Source organism: Alteromonas sp. 4NH20-0056 (assembly GCF_057539655.1).
On the sequence record NZ_BAAJLS010000003.1, the window covers coordinates 295,891 to 312,337 of the forward strand.

The 16,447-nt window shown below is 38.9% G+C and carries 13 protein-coding genes; 10 read left to right on the top strand and 3 right to left on the bottom strand.

Going from position 1 to position 16,447, the window contains the following annotated elements:
* Positions 1-61 precede the first annotated feature (61 nt).
* The 6 genes from AC27EZ_RS07460 to AC27EZ_RS07485 all read left to right on the top strand — a co-directional run bounded on the left by AC27EZ_RS07460 (position 62) and on the right by AC27EZ_RS07485 (position 7,292).
* Positions 62-823: a BRO family protein gene (locus AC27EZ_RS07460; protein ID WP_487134735.1), complete on the top strand. Its 762-nt coding sequence runs from the start codon at positions 62-64 to the stop codon at positions 821-823.
* 256 nt (positions 824-1,079) lie between these two features.
* Positions 1,080-2,015, top strand: a complete 936-nt coding sequence (locus AC27EZ_RS07465; RefSeq protein WP_487134736.1) for a hypothetical protein — start codon at positions 1,080-1,082, stop codon at positions 2,013-2,015.
* 109 nt (positions 2,016-2,124) lie between these two features.
* Positions 2,125-2,790 (top strand): hypothetical protein, encoded by a 666-nt coding sequence (locus AC27EZ_RS07470; protein WP_487134737.1) that lies wholly within the window; start codon positions 2,125-2,127, stop codon positions 2,788-2,790.
* Between the two features lie 594 nt (positions 2,791-3,384).
* Positions 3,385-5,322: an ATP-binding protein gene (locus AC27EZ_RS07475; protein ID WP_487134738.1), complete on the top strand. Its 1,938-nt coding sequence runs from the start codon at positions 3,385-3,387 to the stop codon at positions 5,320-5,322.
* Positions 5,323-5,745: 423 nt separating this feature from the next.
* Positions 5,746-6,633 (top strand): DNA-processing protein DprA, encoded by an 888-nt coding sequence (locus AC27EZ_RS07480; protein ID WP_487134739.1) that lies wholly within the window; start codon positions 5,746-5,748, stop codon positions 6,631-6,633.
* On the top strand, positions 6,630-7,292 hold the full coding sequence (locus tag AC27EZ_RS07485; protein ID WP_487134740.1) for a hypothetical protein: 663 nt from the start codon (positions 6,630-6,632) through the stop codon (positions 7,290-7,292). Before AC27EZ_RS07480 ends, AC27EZ_RS07485 begins: the two co-directional genes overlap by 4 nt.
* A gap of 242 nt (positions 7,293-7,534) precedes the next feature.
* Here the strand turns inward: AC27EZ_RS07485 and AC27EZ_RS07490 are convergent, their stop codons facing one another.
* From AC27EZ_RS07490 to AC27EZ_RS07500, 3 genes are all read right to left on the bottom strand, one after another.
* Entirely contained in the window at positions 7,535-7,762 is a 228-nt protein-coding gene (locus AC27EZ_RS07490; protein ID WP_487134741.1) for a hypothetical protein, read from the bottom strand.
* Complete coding sequence (locus AC27EZ_RS07495; protein ID WP_487134742.1) at positions 7,716-9,302, bottom strand: anti-phage dCTP deaminase; 1,587 nt, start codon at positions 9,300-9,302, stop codon at positions 7,716-7,718. Before AC27EZ_RS07495 ends, AC27EZ_RS07490 begins: the two co-directional genes overlap by 47 nt.
* A 105-nt stretch (positions 9,303-9,407) precedes the next feature.
* Positions 9,408-10,697, bottom strand: a complete 1,290-nt coding sequence (locus AC27EZ_RS07500; protein ID WP_487134743.1) for a tyrosine-type recombinase/integrase — start codon at positions 10,695-10,697, stop codon at positions 9,408-9,410.
* Positions 10,698-11,499: 802 nt separating this feature from the next.
* Here AC27EZ_RS07500 and AC27EZ_RS07505 point away from each other — a divergent pair.
* The 4 genes from AC27EZ_RS07505 (at position 11,500) to AC27EZ_RS07520 (ending at position 16,345) form a co-directional block, all read left to right on the top strand.
* On the top strand, positions 11,500-12,639 hold the full coding sequence (locus AC27EZ_RS07505; RefSeq protein ID WP_487134744.1) for a hypothetical protein: 1,140 nt from the start codon (positions 11,500-11,502) through the stop codon (positions 12,637-12,639).
* The gene (locus AC27EZ_RS07510) at positions 12,636-14,771 is read left to right on the top strand and encodes a hypothetical protein (protein ID WP_487134745.1); all 2,136 of its coding nucleotides are present in this window, start codon (positions 12,636-12,638) and stop codon (positions 14,769-14,771) included. Before AC27EZ_RS07505 ends, AC27EZ_RS07510 begins: the two co-directional genes overlap by 4 nt.
* Before the next feature lie 120 nt (positions 14,772-14,891).
* The gene (locus AC27EZ_RS07515; protein WP_487134746.1) at positions 14,892-15,869 is read left to right on the top strand and encodes a hypothetical protein; all 978 of its coding nucleotides are present in this window, start codon (positions 14,892-14,894) and stop codon (positions 15,867-15,869) included.
* Entirely contained in the window at positions 15,866-16,345 is a 480-nt protein-coding gene (locus tag AC27EZ_RS07520) for a Panacea domain-containing protein (RefSeq protein WP_487134747.1), read from the top strand. The genes AC27EZ_RS07515 and AC27EZ_RS07520 overlap by 4 nt, the downstream gene beginning before the upstream one ends.
* The last annotated feature ends 102 nt before the right edge of the window (positions 16,346-16,447 follow it).

A 16,447-nucleotide genomic window follows, 5' to 3' on the forward strand; every position in this document is an offset into this window, starting at 1 on the left:
CGGGTGTTACTATTATGTCTCAGTAATAAGCTGTTAGGCAGCAGCCAAAAAGGAAGTTTTAATGGAAAATAATTTAATTAATGTATGCTACGAAGGAACTGAGGGCACATCAGATATTAAAACCGTAATGCAGGGTAATATTCTTTATATTTCGCTGATAGATGTTCAGACTGCGTTGAATAAAGAAAATCGGGATATAGATAAGTCTCATGTATCAAAATCCATTATTGGTGTATTGAAAGGCCGCCTCAAACAACTTGAGAGTGATGAATACATTTATATTCACAACGAACGTCTTACCCATTTAGATAAGAAAGAAATGTTTGTCACCCAACCAGGCCTCTTTAGGGTTTTGTCATACGATGATAGCGTAGCAGGTAAGAAATTTCAGAGATGGCTCTATCACGAAGTGGTGCCCTCTATAATGAAATATGGCAAATTTCCGCCTCCACTTGTACATCAAGAATCAGATGTTATGAAAATAGCCAAAACTCTTGTACTTGAAATAGAAGAACGAGAAAGGTTAGAAAGAGAGACTAAGGAACGCTTTGCCAAGCATGAAGAAGTTATTAAATCTATAAGTTCAAAGCTTAATACGTTGGAAGAAGTCTCACCAAATACGAAATTTGTTACAGCCACCGAATATTGCGAATCGGAAGGCCTCAAAGATATTGACTTGCAGCTTGTTTTTGGTTGGTGTTTGAAAATTTGCGTAGAGCAATCAGAGCCCACAGTCAAATCTTTGGAGAACGGACAAGAAGTCCTGCGATTTCCGACACATGTGGTGATTGAAGCAGTAAGGAACATCGAAAAAAGTGTCTAACACATATTGACCTCCGGGCTGACAATAAAAAGACCAAGTAACACTGTATTTCATATCAGAGCTTTCTTCTGCTTGTTTCTCGCTAATTTTAGCCAGTTATTTTCTGACGTTTAGTAAAGCGTCGAGGCTGCAGAAAAAAACAAAATAGTGTGAATTTATTGATAATAAAACAAGAGTTTAGCTTTTTATTCTGTCAAACAATTGGTTATAGGATGTTATATTTATTTCGGATTAAAGATGTTAAGTTGATTTGATCATGAAGTTTGATAAGGCTTACAGCGAAGCGTTAGATGATTGCGTGACGATATACGAGCTTAGAGACCTAATCTTTTCCGAAGACGGTGATTACGAGCTTTCATCAGACCTTTTCTTATGCCCAGATCATAAGTGCCGTCATGAAATGGACAACTTGTGCGTCCTGACAACTTTTAATGCGCGAAACAAAAAGTATAAAAAGACCCCGCATTTCAAAGACAAAAAAAGCACAAAACATTGGGAGTTTTGTCCTTATGATTCTCCAGAAAAAGACATCATCGACCGAGCTCCTGAAACCTCTCATGATGAAGGCATAAAGTACTCAGACCATCCATCTGAGTTCCTTTTAGAAAGGAAGAAATACGTCCGTAAGAAAAAGCGTAATGATGAGGGTGCAGGCGATCCTGCTGACATCGAGCAAAAAACAAAGCCTAGGAAAAAAAAGAGCGATAGCGACACTAAATCGAGTCCAAACAAAACCAGCATTTTCGAGCATATAGTCGAGAGTTTCTTGGCAAATAAGCATGACCGAGACGCTCTTAAAGCCATGCCACTGATTATTGGCGATTTAAGAGGCAACTATAATTTCTTCTTTAAACAAATTCGTTATTTCGAAGATCGCGAAGGACTTATTTACTGGGGTCGCATCAAACAAATAAAGGACTACAAATTTTCATTTAGTGTAATTTTTAAAGACAGAGTTTCAGGCCATTCAATAAGTGCCTACATCCCTAAAGCTAGCATCGCAGCCTATTACAAAAAGACCTATTTTGAGGAAAAAATGCGAGAATTTATTGATTCGGATGAAGAAGTTGACTGCTTTTTTCTCAGTGCATACCCCCATTTAAAGACTGTTCAGCATAATGGTAAGGAGTTTGAGGTGTATAATATTGAGATTAACAACCTTGATCACTTTATGCTCAGAATTGCCGAATGACTTGGTTTCTTAAATTCAAGATGTTTTTTATATTCTACGCTTAATAGAACGATACCGTCTTCAATAGATTTTTCGTTAAGTAGGGACTACTAATAGGATATCGCTCGAAATGAAAGGGTCAACTGAGCTTCTAAGGGACTACTTACATGAAAATTATGTAAGCCTTGTAAGAGAAATAAGTTTAAATCATAAGAACAATAGGGGCTCTGGCGACTTTGAAATTCTTTCTGCATTGAGCAAACGCTCACTGGCTCCATCAGTTACAGCGGACTTCATGAGGCGATATGGACTCTTTCAAGGCAAAAGCAAAGGTATACGAGACGCGCTTGCTGATTCAGCTACCGATTCGCTTATGAGCCTATCTAATAGATACAGTATCGATAACTATAAAAGAGGCTATCGCAGGATATATGAAACTCTGTACAAAGTTCACCCACAGCGTTGGACGTCCGCCTCATCTAAACTTCTATGGTGTAGGTATCCGAGGCATGTTGTTATCTATGATCAGTTTGTTTGGAGAACCTTGTTAGTTTTGCAAAAACTTGATCCGAAGCTCAGTGAATTGGGCAAATTGACTGCTCCTTCTCCAGTCTCCAATACTGAACAAATAGCTGATGACAATAATCATTATTTTCTTTTTGTTGAGTTAGTCCAAGAAGTGATGAAAAGTCAAACAAATTCCCTAAACAAACTTAAGGAAAAACACAATACGACGTATCAGTTCGATGTCAGAATCATAGACAAAATGCTGTGGAGAATCGGTTCATCTAGATAGCTCCAAATAAGTAGTGTGAATGGCTGTTCACCGGATTAGTCATAATGGGAAATGAAGGTGAGTCTGCGGAAAGATACAGCTCGCTTGGTCAGCAAGTGATCATTGAAAAACATAAGACAGAAGTCGACTTTGATAGAAAAACGGAAGTTTGCTCAAACAGACCTTTGGAGAAAAATGAGTTACGGCCTAAGAATGGCTTTGTAAGCTTTATGAACATTGGTTCATTATTGCGTCAATTCGCGAATTCCTGACATTCCTACTTCTGATAACAACCTTCTACTTTCAGTGTCATTGCTGACTAAAGTATTTTTATTGTTGAGTGTTAGGTATCTTTTTGGGTATACAGTAGTAGCGGCGTTCTCCGTATACTCAGGGAAACGATCTAAACGCACGCTTTTGTCCTAAAAGTAATTAGCACAAATTATGCGTAACCTTTGTATGCTTTGACTTTCAGTAAATTCGAAATGATGGCACTATGGATAAAAGTGGGCATGGGCTAGGGAGAAAAATGCACAATTTGCGCACTACTAAACTCTTAACTCAGTGCAGTAATCTCCATTAGCGAAGAACAAGTGAAAAATGTAAAGGAACGGCATGGATTACTCAGTCACATATGAAGATGGATTCCTAATAAGGGAAATTGGTTCAATAGCAACGAAAGCTGATGTGGCTATAACTGAGTTGATAGCTAATGCACATGATGCGGGCGCATCAGAGGTAAAGATCATTTTTCCTGAAGAAAAAGGTGATCTTATTACGGTAGAAGACAATGGAATGGGTTTGACCGAGGTGGAGTTTGAAACGCGATGGCTCAAATTACGTTATGACAGAAGAAAACATCAAGGAGCATTCGTTGAAATCCCAGAAGACAACCATTTAAGCAAAAAAAGACTTGCCTTTGGCCGTAACGGTGTAGGGAGACATGCCGGCCTTTGTTTCAACGATTCATATATGGTTGAAACATGGCGTGGCAGTATTTCTAACTCATATGATTTGGAAATATCCTCCGGGAAGCAACCCATTAAAGTGCTTGCTCATCGTAAAGACGAAAAAGCAGGGCATGGCACACGAATTCAAGTTATTGCTGAAAGAAATCTTATTTCCGTAGAAGAGTTAACCGAAATTATATCCGCAAGATTTCTATTCAACCCAGAATTTAAGGTTTATATAAATGGGAAGTTAATAACATTATCTGAACATCCTGGGATTGTTAAAGAAACTGAAATAAACCCTATTGGCGATATTAGAATTAAATTAACGCTTGTCGATTCATCAATAGTTTCTAGAACTTCTGGGCAACATGGCGTTGCATTTTGGCTTGGCGGGCGCTTGCTAGGTAATCCATCATGGTCCATCAATGGCCAACAGGTTCTTGATGGAAGAAGGTCTTTTGCGAAAAGATATACTCTGATCGCGCAATCCGACGATCTATTTGATTATATAGAAGCCGATTGGTCTGGCTTTAGACATGACTTTGCAACGTTAAACCTTATTACGGAAGAAATATCTATATTTGTTAAAGCCTGTTACTTGGAGTTTTCTAAAAGCGAGGTTGAAAATGCTAAACGCCATGTAGTTGGTTCTCACAAAGAGGAACTAAAAGAGCTGCCTAGGCTTGCACAAAAAGAATTACTAGAATTCGTCGATCAAATGTTGACGGATAACCCAGATATAAAAATTGAGCTTCTAGAGCTCGCTTTTAGAGCGGCCTTGAACCTTGAAAGGTCAAGAGCAGGTATCTCTCTCCTGCATAAGCTGACCACTATATCCCCAGATGACTCTGAATCATTGAATAACTTTCTTCAAGAATGGACTGTTTCAGATGCGATGACTATTCTCGCCGAGATTGATTCGAGAATTAAAGTCATTGAAGCAATTGATAGGCTAAGTGGTGATCACACAGTTGATGAGTTGCATACACTCCATCCATTAATTGAAAGAGCTCGCTGGGTATTCGGGCCTGAGTTTGACACACCAGAATATGCAAGCAACAAAGGTCTGAGGAAAACGATGGAAATCGTTTTTAAGAAAAAATTTAAAAAAGAGAATTTTATCAACTCATCAAAAAGGCCTGATATTGTAGTTGGAGATAATTCGTCGATCAGTTCATTAGGTTTAGAAGAGTTTTCTGAGGAAATTAAAAAAACAAAAAAGGTCTTGCTAATTGAGTTGAAAAAGGGCGGTTTTGAAATTGGTCGAGGTGAAATGGATCAAGCTAAATACTATGTTGAAGACATTTGGCATGCGGGAGTGGGTTCCGCACAGCCCTACATTAAGGCTTATGTAGTAGGTGATCGCATTGATAATCTAACTGGAAAATACCAATCGGTAGGAAAGTCAAAAGATGAACAGTTCGGAGAGGTTCATGCGATAACATATGGCGAACTGGTAAGAAGTGCTGAGGCTCGCTTATTCTCTCTTAAAGAAAAAATCGAAGGCCGTTATGACGGGTTGCAAGATGAGCCTCTTATTAGTGAATTATTGGGTATGCCCGAGCAAAATAATCTTGATTTGGCGGTAGGGCAGGGATAATACCGCAGGAGTTAGCAAGTTAATGCGCGTTAGACGTGGCTACGTGCAACCGGTGTTTGAGACATAGAAAACTTGCCATGAAAACACGAAACATGGTTTTTCAGGGGTTGTCTCCTAAGCCGGTAAAACAGGATCTAGTCTTCGAAATAAAATACTAATTTAGTAGTAACAAGCAAGACAATTTATTTACGCAGTATAAGTGGAACATTTGAGATAACTGGTTATCACTTTTAGTGTACTTAACAACTTATTTGTTTAATCAAACATAAATGAAATAACGTCAGTCGGTTTAGGATATTCGTAACTTTCTTTAGTGCGACTTTTTATACAGTATGTGTCTATAGCGTTCATCTATTCACCGTTTCGGCAACTTAAATTCAATGATAAACTGTTTAAAAATACAGTTGGTGAGAAATAAATTAAATGCAGCTAAACCTTTCAAACAGAAGCCAATTCGAACCTATCAGTCCTGCGACTGAGATGGGGGCCTATGAAGCTTTATGGGCAGAACAAGGAGCGACATTTAAACGTATTGCAGAAAAATTTAAGAGTTCACCTAGTTCTCTACCATCTGACTTTGTTGAACCCAATGAAATTGAGAGTTACAAAAGGAAAGCCTTAGAACTTATTCATAAAGCTGGTGTTGAAAATTTCGGTATTCGTATTCATGGTACTGCTGAGTATATTCCGAAATTGAGAGACGCTAGGTATCCTATTGAATTGATGTACTATCAAGGGATTTGGGATCTTGCCAGCTCACCATCAGTTGCGATTGTTGGTACACGAGATCCCTCTGATGATGGAGTCAAGCGTACTCGCAAATTAGTGAAATTACTGGTCGAAGATGGATACACGATTACTTCTGGTCTAGCAAAAGGAATCGACACCGCCGCGCATAAAGCTGCACTACAAGCAGGTGGAAGAACAATGGCAGTAATTGGTACGCCGTTATCTGAAAACTATCCAAAAGAAAATAAGAAGCTTCAGGAGTTTTTAAGTAAAAATTTTCTAGTTATCAGCCAAGTACCTTTTGTTCGTTATTCAAAACAAACACCGATGTATAACAAGCTTTTCTTTCCAGAACGAAATAAGTTGATGTCGGCAATTACTGAAGCGACAGTAATAATTGAAGCCAGCGAAACGTCTGGTACTTTAGTTCAAGCAAGAGCTGCTCTAGAGCAAGGACGAAAACTATTTATTTTAGAAAGTTGTTTTCAAAATACTAATATTACTTGGCCAAGTACATTTGAAAAGAAAGGCGCTATTAGGGTAAGAGAATACGATGACATCAAGGAGCATTTGCAGCCTTGACTTTTCGACTTCAAAAAGTAGATGAATTGAGTCTTAGTGATCATTATCATTTAACCGATAGTGATGAGTGTTGGTACTTTGGCGAATATACTGCTTATAAAGATTGGTCTTTTAGCGAAACCAACCAACTCATTAAAAACTTGAAAAAGAAAATGTCCTTAAAGGGTACTAATCAATGGCCTCATAAATTAAGAGCAATTGCGCAAGTAGCTGATTTGTTCGCGAGTGTCATCGATCCCCAGAGGCTTCAAAGGTTTTTACTCGTCCCGATTCCTCCTTCAAAGATTGTTGGTGATCCAGGTTATGATCCGAGAATGAGACAGACATTGGATCAGGCAGCAGCAATATTAAATTGCAATCTACCAATAGCTGAATGCATCACACAAATTCATAATGCTGATCCCGATCATGAGTCTGATGATAGTCGGCTGTATCCAGAAGATAGGGCTGATACTTATCAAGTTCATCAGGGATTAATACCTGCGGGTACAGAAGGTGTACTCCTCATAGATGACATGTTGACAACTGGCAGTCATTACAAAGGTGCTGAAATTGCACTCAAAAGACTGTACCCGCAAATACAGGTTCGAGGCTTATTTGTTGCTCGCCGAATTCATGAAAATCCTTTTGAAGTAATAGACCTGTCTGATTTATTTTAATTGCACGGTGTGAATTGCAGTTAGGCGACATCAAGAAACGTTCGTATGCTAATCACTAAACATAATCTCATTACCGTTTTTTTGGTAGTGTGAATAGTGATTCACATTACTTATCTCGATACGTCGTGAGTTGCGAACAACAACGAAGCTATTAAAGAAAAGTTTTGTGTTGCGAACTATTAATTTATAAGGGAATCAGCGCAAAATAGTCTAATTCAGATGTTTTAATGGAATCTACAATTTTACTTATCAGAAACAATGACCATATTTTGCTGTACATCTTGCAAAACACTATTTATAAATTTAGTTCTAGCCACTTCTTTTGCATCAAAAGAAATAACATTGTCTTGAACAAAAGAGCCGCACTTTTCGTGGCTGGGCTCTTTTGTTGCTAAAGCAAGGTACTCTGACTGGATTTGGCTATCAAATGTCAGAGAAAGCTGTTTGTGGCTCTTTTGATTTTTTTTCATTCTCAGAAAGCTCTGCGATAACTAATTTTTCGTGACTAGAGTAGTCGTCCAGTGAAACGGAAACGACTGGTTTTGCCTCTAACTTATTGAAACGGCGTAATTTTCCATCTATTTTGCGCTTGCTCTTATAACTAAATAACTTTAGGATATTTTTAGGAGCGATGCCAGTATACTGAAGAAAGACTACTTTATCATTGTGGTTCGTCTCATCTTCAGAAATTGAGTCGGAGTGCAGTTCAATCGCAAGACTTTTGGGGTAAGGCTCAATAAAATATACTTTCATGATACCGCTGGCCACTATATGTCTTGCACAGGAGTGACAAGGAAACGTAGTAGAGAATAGAGTTCCGCCTTTCAAACCTGACTTATTACTTCTTGCTACAGATACAATCGCATCCATTTCAGCGTGAACTGCTCTTGAATATTCTATTAACGACTTTACATCCGTCGAGCTAATTGCTTTCGTCACATCGTTTTGTGCGGTTTCTGTTTTTAAGAGACCCTCAGCTTTCAGAGCATTGAATATCTGCTCGTATAATTGAGATTTTTTTCTATCGTTATGGCAGACCTTTCCTTGCCACGCATGACATCGGTGGTCATCTTCGCCATCATCTTCTTTGTAGAGGCCACCAGAGCTTCTAGGAACGTCATTTCTTCCAACGCCAATCAATTCTTTTTCTTCATTAACGATAGCCGCGCCTACTTGTCTAGATAAGCATGCCGATTTCGTTGCTTCTGCGTATGCTGCGTACATTGCAGACTCTTCGCTAGTGGGAGTGTGTACAGGCGAAGAAAACAGTATTTCTAGAAATCTGTCCAAAAAGGCTTCCAATGAACTTGTGTTTTCTCGATCATTACGAATGAAAAAATCAGATTGATGAAACACATCTCTCACATTCTGGCCATGACTAAGGTCTTCTTTGTAATCAACGCTTGCAATTTTTTCTATTTGCTCACGTTCAACATTTTGAATATGTTGAAGCCTGACTTTTCTAATCTCAAATGGTGCAAACACGCCAAATAACCAATGAATCTCACCATAAGTTGAACGTAATAATTCCAGTTCCTCAGGATTTTTCAATGAATCAATGATATGTGCCCGTCTTAGTTTGAGAGGTATTTGCATATTGCTCTCTGACTCTCCAAATCCATCTTTATTTCTTAGTAATGCTATATCTTCGATTACTTTTCCTGCTAAATAAGAATTGCCAAATTTCTTACGCAAATCATCACCTATCCCTTGAAGTAAAGATATTCTGTCGGCAGGACTTAAGTTTGGTGGAACTTTCTTCTCAACTAAGTGAGCATTTTTTTCGATGTGCGAACTTGGTTTGTATCGATGAACTTCGTAACCAAAATCATTTCTTAGTTTTTGTTCAAGTAGGTCAGCAGAAGCAGTACACCCTGAACCAACTGGACCGACAAAGGAAAATATCAATTCTTCTGTTAATCGATCCTTTAGTTTAGGAGGCTTTATTCTTGCATTAGTCTCGTCAGTAATATTTTCTACTGGAATGATATTTTTGGCTGTTTCCGCCATTCTAAATCTTCCTTTAATTAGAATAAGTTGTTTATTTTTTATGATACTAGCGTAAATAATGATCCAAAGTCTTAAACATTTTCTTTCGGTCTGATTTTTAATTATTCAGATACAGCCTCGTTGCTTGAACTCAGACACCCATTCTTTGAAACGTTTTTCATCACGCTCGCTGCTTAATGCTCTTCTGGCTAATGCCTTCCTCGATTTTTGTTTAGGTTTTTCATCGTCAAAAGTAACTCCAGACAGCGCATCTGCGAACATCTCAGGTTTTACATGGCTATAATATTGTTCAATCATCGCAGCACTTGTTCCACATTGTCGAGCGATAACGTCCATACTGGTTCCGGCTAGCAGCTGCCAAGTGATATAGGTATGTCGTAAAGAGTAGAGTGTTCGTGGCCCTCTGGGTGAGTCTTTTAACTTGGAATTTTGAAGAGCTTTCTCGAATGCTTTACCCAGCTGTGGCGTGGGTTCACCATTTTTAAGTAAGAAAAGTTTTTGGTTTGGCGTACGTAACGGAAAACGATCTCGAAGGCGAACCAACGCGCCTATAACATCGCGTTTACAGACGACTTTTCTAGCACCCGTGTACTTCGTTGTTTTGCCTTTGGTCACATGGATGAAGAACTGGGCCTTGGCACCTTGCGTTTTAATCTCGATGTCTTTCCATCTAATGTTTTCCATTTCTGTACCGGGTCTAATGCCCGTATTTACAGCAATCTCGCAGTAGTCGTACAACAGTTCACGTATTTGCCTTGTTTTTTCACTATGAGCCTGCTCTTCACTATCATAGATAGCCTCTAGGACTGCGTCGTACTCATCTTCTGAAAATGCAGCACGGCGAGTACCGGCTTCACCTTTTGACGAAAGAACAGGAACCTGAGCTGCAATCATCCATTTCTGTTCGATAGCTTCCTTGAAGACAAGATTCAATGCAGCATTATGCGTTAATAGGGTAGAAGAGGCTGGCGGCTTACTCATTTTCTTTTTTCGCCACTCAACAAATTTCGAAATAGCCTCTTGATCTATGGAAGTAACGAATGTCCGTCCGAAAAATGGGATGTGATATTTCTCTAAGACACGAATATAGTCCTCGAAACTACGTTTGCCGCCACCATGTTCGAGTTGCTCCTCAAGCTTTTCGATAACACGGTCAGCAACGTCCTTGAACCGTTTACTCTGGACTAGGGTGTTATTTTCGTGTCTAATTTGGTGGTCAAGAAATATGCGGTGAGCCATCGCTATGGCTTCGTCTTTATCTTTCTTTTTGGTGGATTTGCAGAGCCATTTTTTGTGGTTGGTTAGTATGAATCGGGCATACCACCGTTCGCTGTTATCTTGTTTAAAGATATACAGTTCGTCGTTTATGTCGTGTCTAGCAATCTGTTTAGCCATACGACCAGTACATCAGGAAATGATGTGATTTGCAAAGTTTTTGCAAAGAAATTATAAGTTGAATGAAAACAAAGGGTTGCGACGTCGTAATGCGTTGAAAATCCGCGTGTCCCTGGTTCGATCCCGGGTCGAGGCACCATCATCGAAGCCCTTGCAGAAATGCGAGGGCTTTTTTGATCTTACTGTTTTATCGGTAGTAAATACATCGGATTCAAAATCCATTGCTAGCGATAGCGTGGCGGTTCAAGTCCGCCCAATGTACCATCTCTTCTTTTTGTATCCTTACATAGCTCTTGTTCAGCAGTTAATTCATCAATAAATTCATGGCACTTCTTTCACGGTTTTAGCAAGATAGTCGACTGGAGAAGCTCCAAACCAGCTTCTCTATCGACCAGTTCCTTCCAAACCACTGAAAGGCTCGCTACTACAAGATTCTGGGGACTTTGAACACTCAACTCTTCGACGCATACGTACATTACTTGGCAGCTACTAGCTGGGACAAGCATGGACGTTATTGCACGCCAATGTGGAACCAGTGCAGCAATGATTGAGTAGCACTATAGCCATCTTAAACCTGAGATGTTTGCAGATGCACTGTCTGGAGTTACTTTTGATGATGAAAAACCAAAAAAGAAATCGAGAAAAGCTTTAGCAAGGCAAGAAAAGAGTAAGGAGCGTGATGAGAAACAGTTCAAGGAATGGACAAAAGAGTATAAAGATAGAGGGTGTATTTGATACGATAGGTATCAATGCCTCGGAAGCTTAAGCAATACAATAACCAACAGGATGGTACTTCTGACTTATGAATACTTTAATTATTCCGAAGGATTTAAATCCTAAAACTCAAAGCGCCGTTTTCAAAAAAGTATTAGACAATCCTGAAGCATTCATTCGTATGAGCTCTAAGGGTCTTAAATTTAGCGGTTCGCTCGGGTTAGAGTCTCAAGTAATACAATTATTAGCCAGTTGGTTCCGTTCTAAAAAATCCAGCAAAACAATTCAAACCTATTTAGGCTACGTTGAAGACCCGCAGTTAGGTGACCTATGCCAAAGTTTACTTGGAATGGCTTACCTGACTTTATGTGACAACATCCTTCTCTCAGATGGGGAGACCCTTCTCTCGAAAGGCAAAGCCTTTTCACCAGCAATTAGTTCTATTGAAAAATTGCAAAAACTTGACTTTAAAAATGCGTTCAAAGGTAGAAAGCTTTTTTTTCCTTGCTTGAAACCATCAAAAAGTAACGGATTAATAGAGCCCTTATACCAAGCGGGAGAAATATCAAAAAGAGGAGAATTCAAATATATATTTCAGGAGGCATTGGATTTTCTTCTAGGTCATGAACAAAGAAAGATAATAAAACCAGACCTGTTTATTAATCTGGCTACTTGCGTCTATGAACTTTTTAAAAATACTGATGACCACTCTTTGCGGGATGAAAAAGGTAACTTCTATTTAAATTCTGTAAGGGGTATTAATTTAAACATTTCTCTTCTTGAAAGAAATCAACTCTTGTTACTTTTGGGTGAGAAAGAAAGTTCGTATATCAATTGCTTATACAACGGCCCTCCTAAAGTCACTTTTTTAGAACTGAGCGTTGTTGACACAGGTATTGGATACGCAAAAAGTTGGATTAGGAATACAGGCGACGCTGCTAAATCAATATCCATTAATGAAGAAATTAATGCAGTTCTAAGTTGTTTCGAAAAGCATAATACAACCAAAAATAAAAGTTATGCTGGGTCTGGCTTAACGAATGTTTTGGATAGCCTGGGTTCGTTGAATGCCGGCTTTATTCTTAAAACCGGTCACACAACAGTGTCAAGTTTCGCGAGGGATGGTGCGGTTAGTATCGATAAAAACTCAATACAAATTGAAGACTATGAGCTAGCTGGGACTTCATTCACTATTCTGGTACCACTGATATTTAAGGATGAATATTGATGCTTCATTTCGAGATGGCACAAAGAGAAAAAATAAGACTTGTTTTGTTCATCCCCCTAATTCAGGAAGAATCACCTTCTCTCTCAGATATAGTTGAGCAAACTTATGAGAAGTACCATAGGCCTGATGAAGTAATTGTGGTTATCCCGTTATGTGAAAAAGACATCTTTAACAACTCTCTGAGTTATTCTAAAGATTTAACGAATAATTTATATCGCTATGGTGAAAAAGTTAAGCTGTCTGTTGTCGCATTCGACGAACGAGGCGATCTATCTGGAGTGAGCGGAGTCGAGCTGAATAGTGATGCGCTTGGTCCACTGAGAGATGAGCTTGTAGTGCAAGGGATCAGGCATTTGGCGTCGAAAAATCAAGTGGTAGAGATGAGTCCCCCTGGCTCCTCATTTATAAAACCTTCTCAAGATCAGCGCACAGAATTTATTGCAACAAATAGACTGGCGCAAAGCTATTCCGAATGTGTATTCGTTGGTTTTTGCGTATTGACAAAAATCAAAAACATCACCCAGTACGAAAAAATATACATTGATACATCTGCGATAAATCACATTGTCCTTGCGCTAATAAATTTAATAAACCGACTAAAGGAAAGCGTTAACTATCAACCAAAGTTTGAATCATTTCATTCCTATCGAGGACTAGGAAATCTTCGAATACCTCTCGGTGAAAAAGCCTTAATCCTCATATCAGCATCATCGAGCAACAATATGGCGAAAGAGATTTATCAGAAATGGAATAGGCTCCAAAACGAGGACGTTATTACACTTTTGTCATTCACTGAGTCTGAGAATGTTCTTTGCTCCCTCGAGTCTTCAATAAAAAGGAGACCGGACAATATTGAACGTTATGTAAAAAGGGTAGATGAATACTTCACCATAGAGCACTCTGAACCCAAAAGCGTGGTCATTAAGAAAATACATGGAGAGGAACTTTCTAAGTGGCCTTTCAAACAGCTGTATCAATCTCTTAGCCACGCATGTAATAGACCCAAAATAGCTGGGCATAAAGAAAAAGAATTAACTGTGGACCTGAATGAAATACCAGAGAGTCTACTCAGTAAGCTGGATGACTGGTGGAATGATATTGTCAATTGGCATATTCCAGTCACTACAAAATATATCATTACAGATAAAACGGACGCGTTTCTCAAAAAGTATATCGAATCATTGCAAACACACCTCACTGTTGAGGTTATCGACTTTGAAGATGTTATAAATCAAGAATTTCAGTCTGCAAACTCAGCTGCCGTCCTTCTCCTCCCTGTTCTGGGTTCCGGCGACAAATTTATTGCCGCCAATAGAGATCTTCGATTAGCAGGCCACGATGGACTGAGAGTATTTGTAACGTTTTTCCATTTATTCAAGGGTAAATCAGCCCTTGCAACATTCGAGAAATCCCTGATTTTTGGGCCAGTGTTTAAGAAGTACAAGTTCTTTTCCAAATATTCTATCAACGTTCCAGCAAGGATTGACAAGAGTAGTTGGCTGGCTGAACGTCTCCTATTGCAGAAACACGAAGACCTCATAAATTACACGGAGCTTCACGATAGATTCATGCGCTTGAATGACGTGTCAAAAGGACTGGAAGGAAAGATAGGCGTTAATGGACGGTCACATTCGGAACATCTTTCCTTTACTCGTCACTTCGCATTCTGGAACTTTGAATATGAGCCCGCTTCTGTGCAACCAGAAGCAGTATATTTAACAGTTGCGTCAATACTACAAAGCGCAAGAGATAATTTTAAGCACTCACCTGAGGATAGTTTGGAATCAACACCACACCAGCAAGCAATCCTATCGCCTGATAACTTTGTTCGGTATAACGATCCACTACTACAGTCTTGTTTATGGCGTGCTGCTAAAGGCTCAGAACTTGATTACAGCTATGATGAAACGCTATCTGATGAATTTGTTGCGATTATGGAGCGACTATCACGCGCTACTAAAGAGGAGAGAGGAGAGGCATTTCCCGATTTGTTGTTGGCAGTGATTCTTGGGCGGGTTGTGCTTTGTAATACAGCTTTGGAGAGACTTCGTACTATCATCAACGAACTCGACCCAACAAATTTAAATCAGGTTACATCAGTTATGATTCAGATTTTCAATCTCGAACTCTGATTTAATAGTATATGACGTCGGAATATATAGAACATATATCAAGCGTACAGTCTGAATGTATACGAAGGCATGTTAATGTAACTACGTGAAAGCAGATTGAATTACTAAGAATTGGAACCAATGAGCGATTTAAATTTTGGATTTACTGGAAGCTCTTCCTCATTAAAGGATTTCTCTACCAAATTAGGGCAGTGGTGGTACATATTTGCGGCAGCCGTTGGTTCAGCAATTGTTAGTGTATCAGCGTCATTCGCTGGAAGTTATGACATTTGTGATAGTTGGCAATCGACCTCTGGAGTTGCAGACTTTGCATTATTCGTACTTTTCATGCCTTGGGCTTGGCTGGTCTTGGGCTCTCTGATGATAATTTATGGAGGAAAAGGAACTTATATTGATCAAAAAAATCTCAATTTAAGAAATGAAGAGCTCAGTGAAGAGATAAAAAACGTTGATCAGCTAAAAGAGCAAATCAACAGTGTTAGTGAGGATTCTGAACTATTGCAAAATGAGCTTGCAGAATTACAGGTTAAGTTAGTAACGACTTGGTTAAAAGGAAGTGCTAGGCAATTAAACCTAGGAACCCATTGCCGTGCAACAATCTATTATTATATTAATGAGAAGTTTTACTTAATAGCAAGATACTCACAAAACCCTAAATATACAGAAATTCACAGACTAACATTTCCAAGAAACAAAGGCGTAATAAGCCAAGCATGGGAACATGGAGTTTGTGTAGATATTGAAAATATCCCTGTTTTTGATGAGGACAAACAGGAATACATTGAGTATATGAAAGCACATTATGGTTATGAGCACGACAAAATCGAAAAGCTTACGATGAAAAGTTGTCAGTACATAGCCATCTCGGTAGTTGAAGCTGACAAGCACATAGGTGTAATTGTTTTTGAGTCTGACAAGAAGTCATTATGGAAAGAACAAAAGGTAGCTCAAATCAAAAGATACTGCTCTGACTACCAAAGCTATATGGTCGACTTTATTCATGGGGCGATCAAATATGATAAAACTTTAAAAGTTACTCCAATTGCTGATCATGATGTTGACGATGAATTCGTATCTACTTTTAGGAGGAAGTCATGAATAAATTGCGCTCGATCATGGCCTACATTGCGACAAAATATCCTCACAAAAATGAATTGTCGAAGGCACGGTTGACTAAGCTGGTATATCTTTCGGATTGGTTTTCTTCGTTGCTAGATGATAAGAAAATGACGGATATTGATTGGCTTTTCAATCACTATGGTCCTTACGTTGACGATGTATATGATGTTGCAAGTACAGACAGCGAGTTTTCAATAAAACCTGAAAAAACAATATATGGCGGTGATAAATTCGTTATCGCGTTCAACGGAAACCTGAATTCTGTAGATCTCACTGACCGCGAGAAAGATATCATAGACACCATCATTGAGAAGACGAAATCAATGTACTTCAATGAATTCATCAGTTACGTATATTCTACGTATCCAGTGTCTTCTAATGAGAGATACTCTCACATGGATTTGGTTTCTCTAGCTAAACAATACAAATCTCAAAAAAGAGCGGCTAATGCGTGAGATACGATTTTTACTTGTATTAGTTCAAGTCAATTGAGCAGTAGTGAATTGGCTAATCAGTAAGTTACTGTTAAGCTGCATTAACGGGGAGCTATCTTTTTG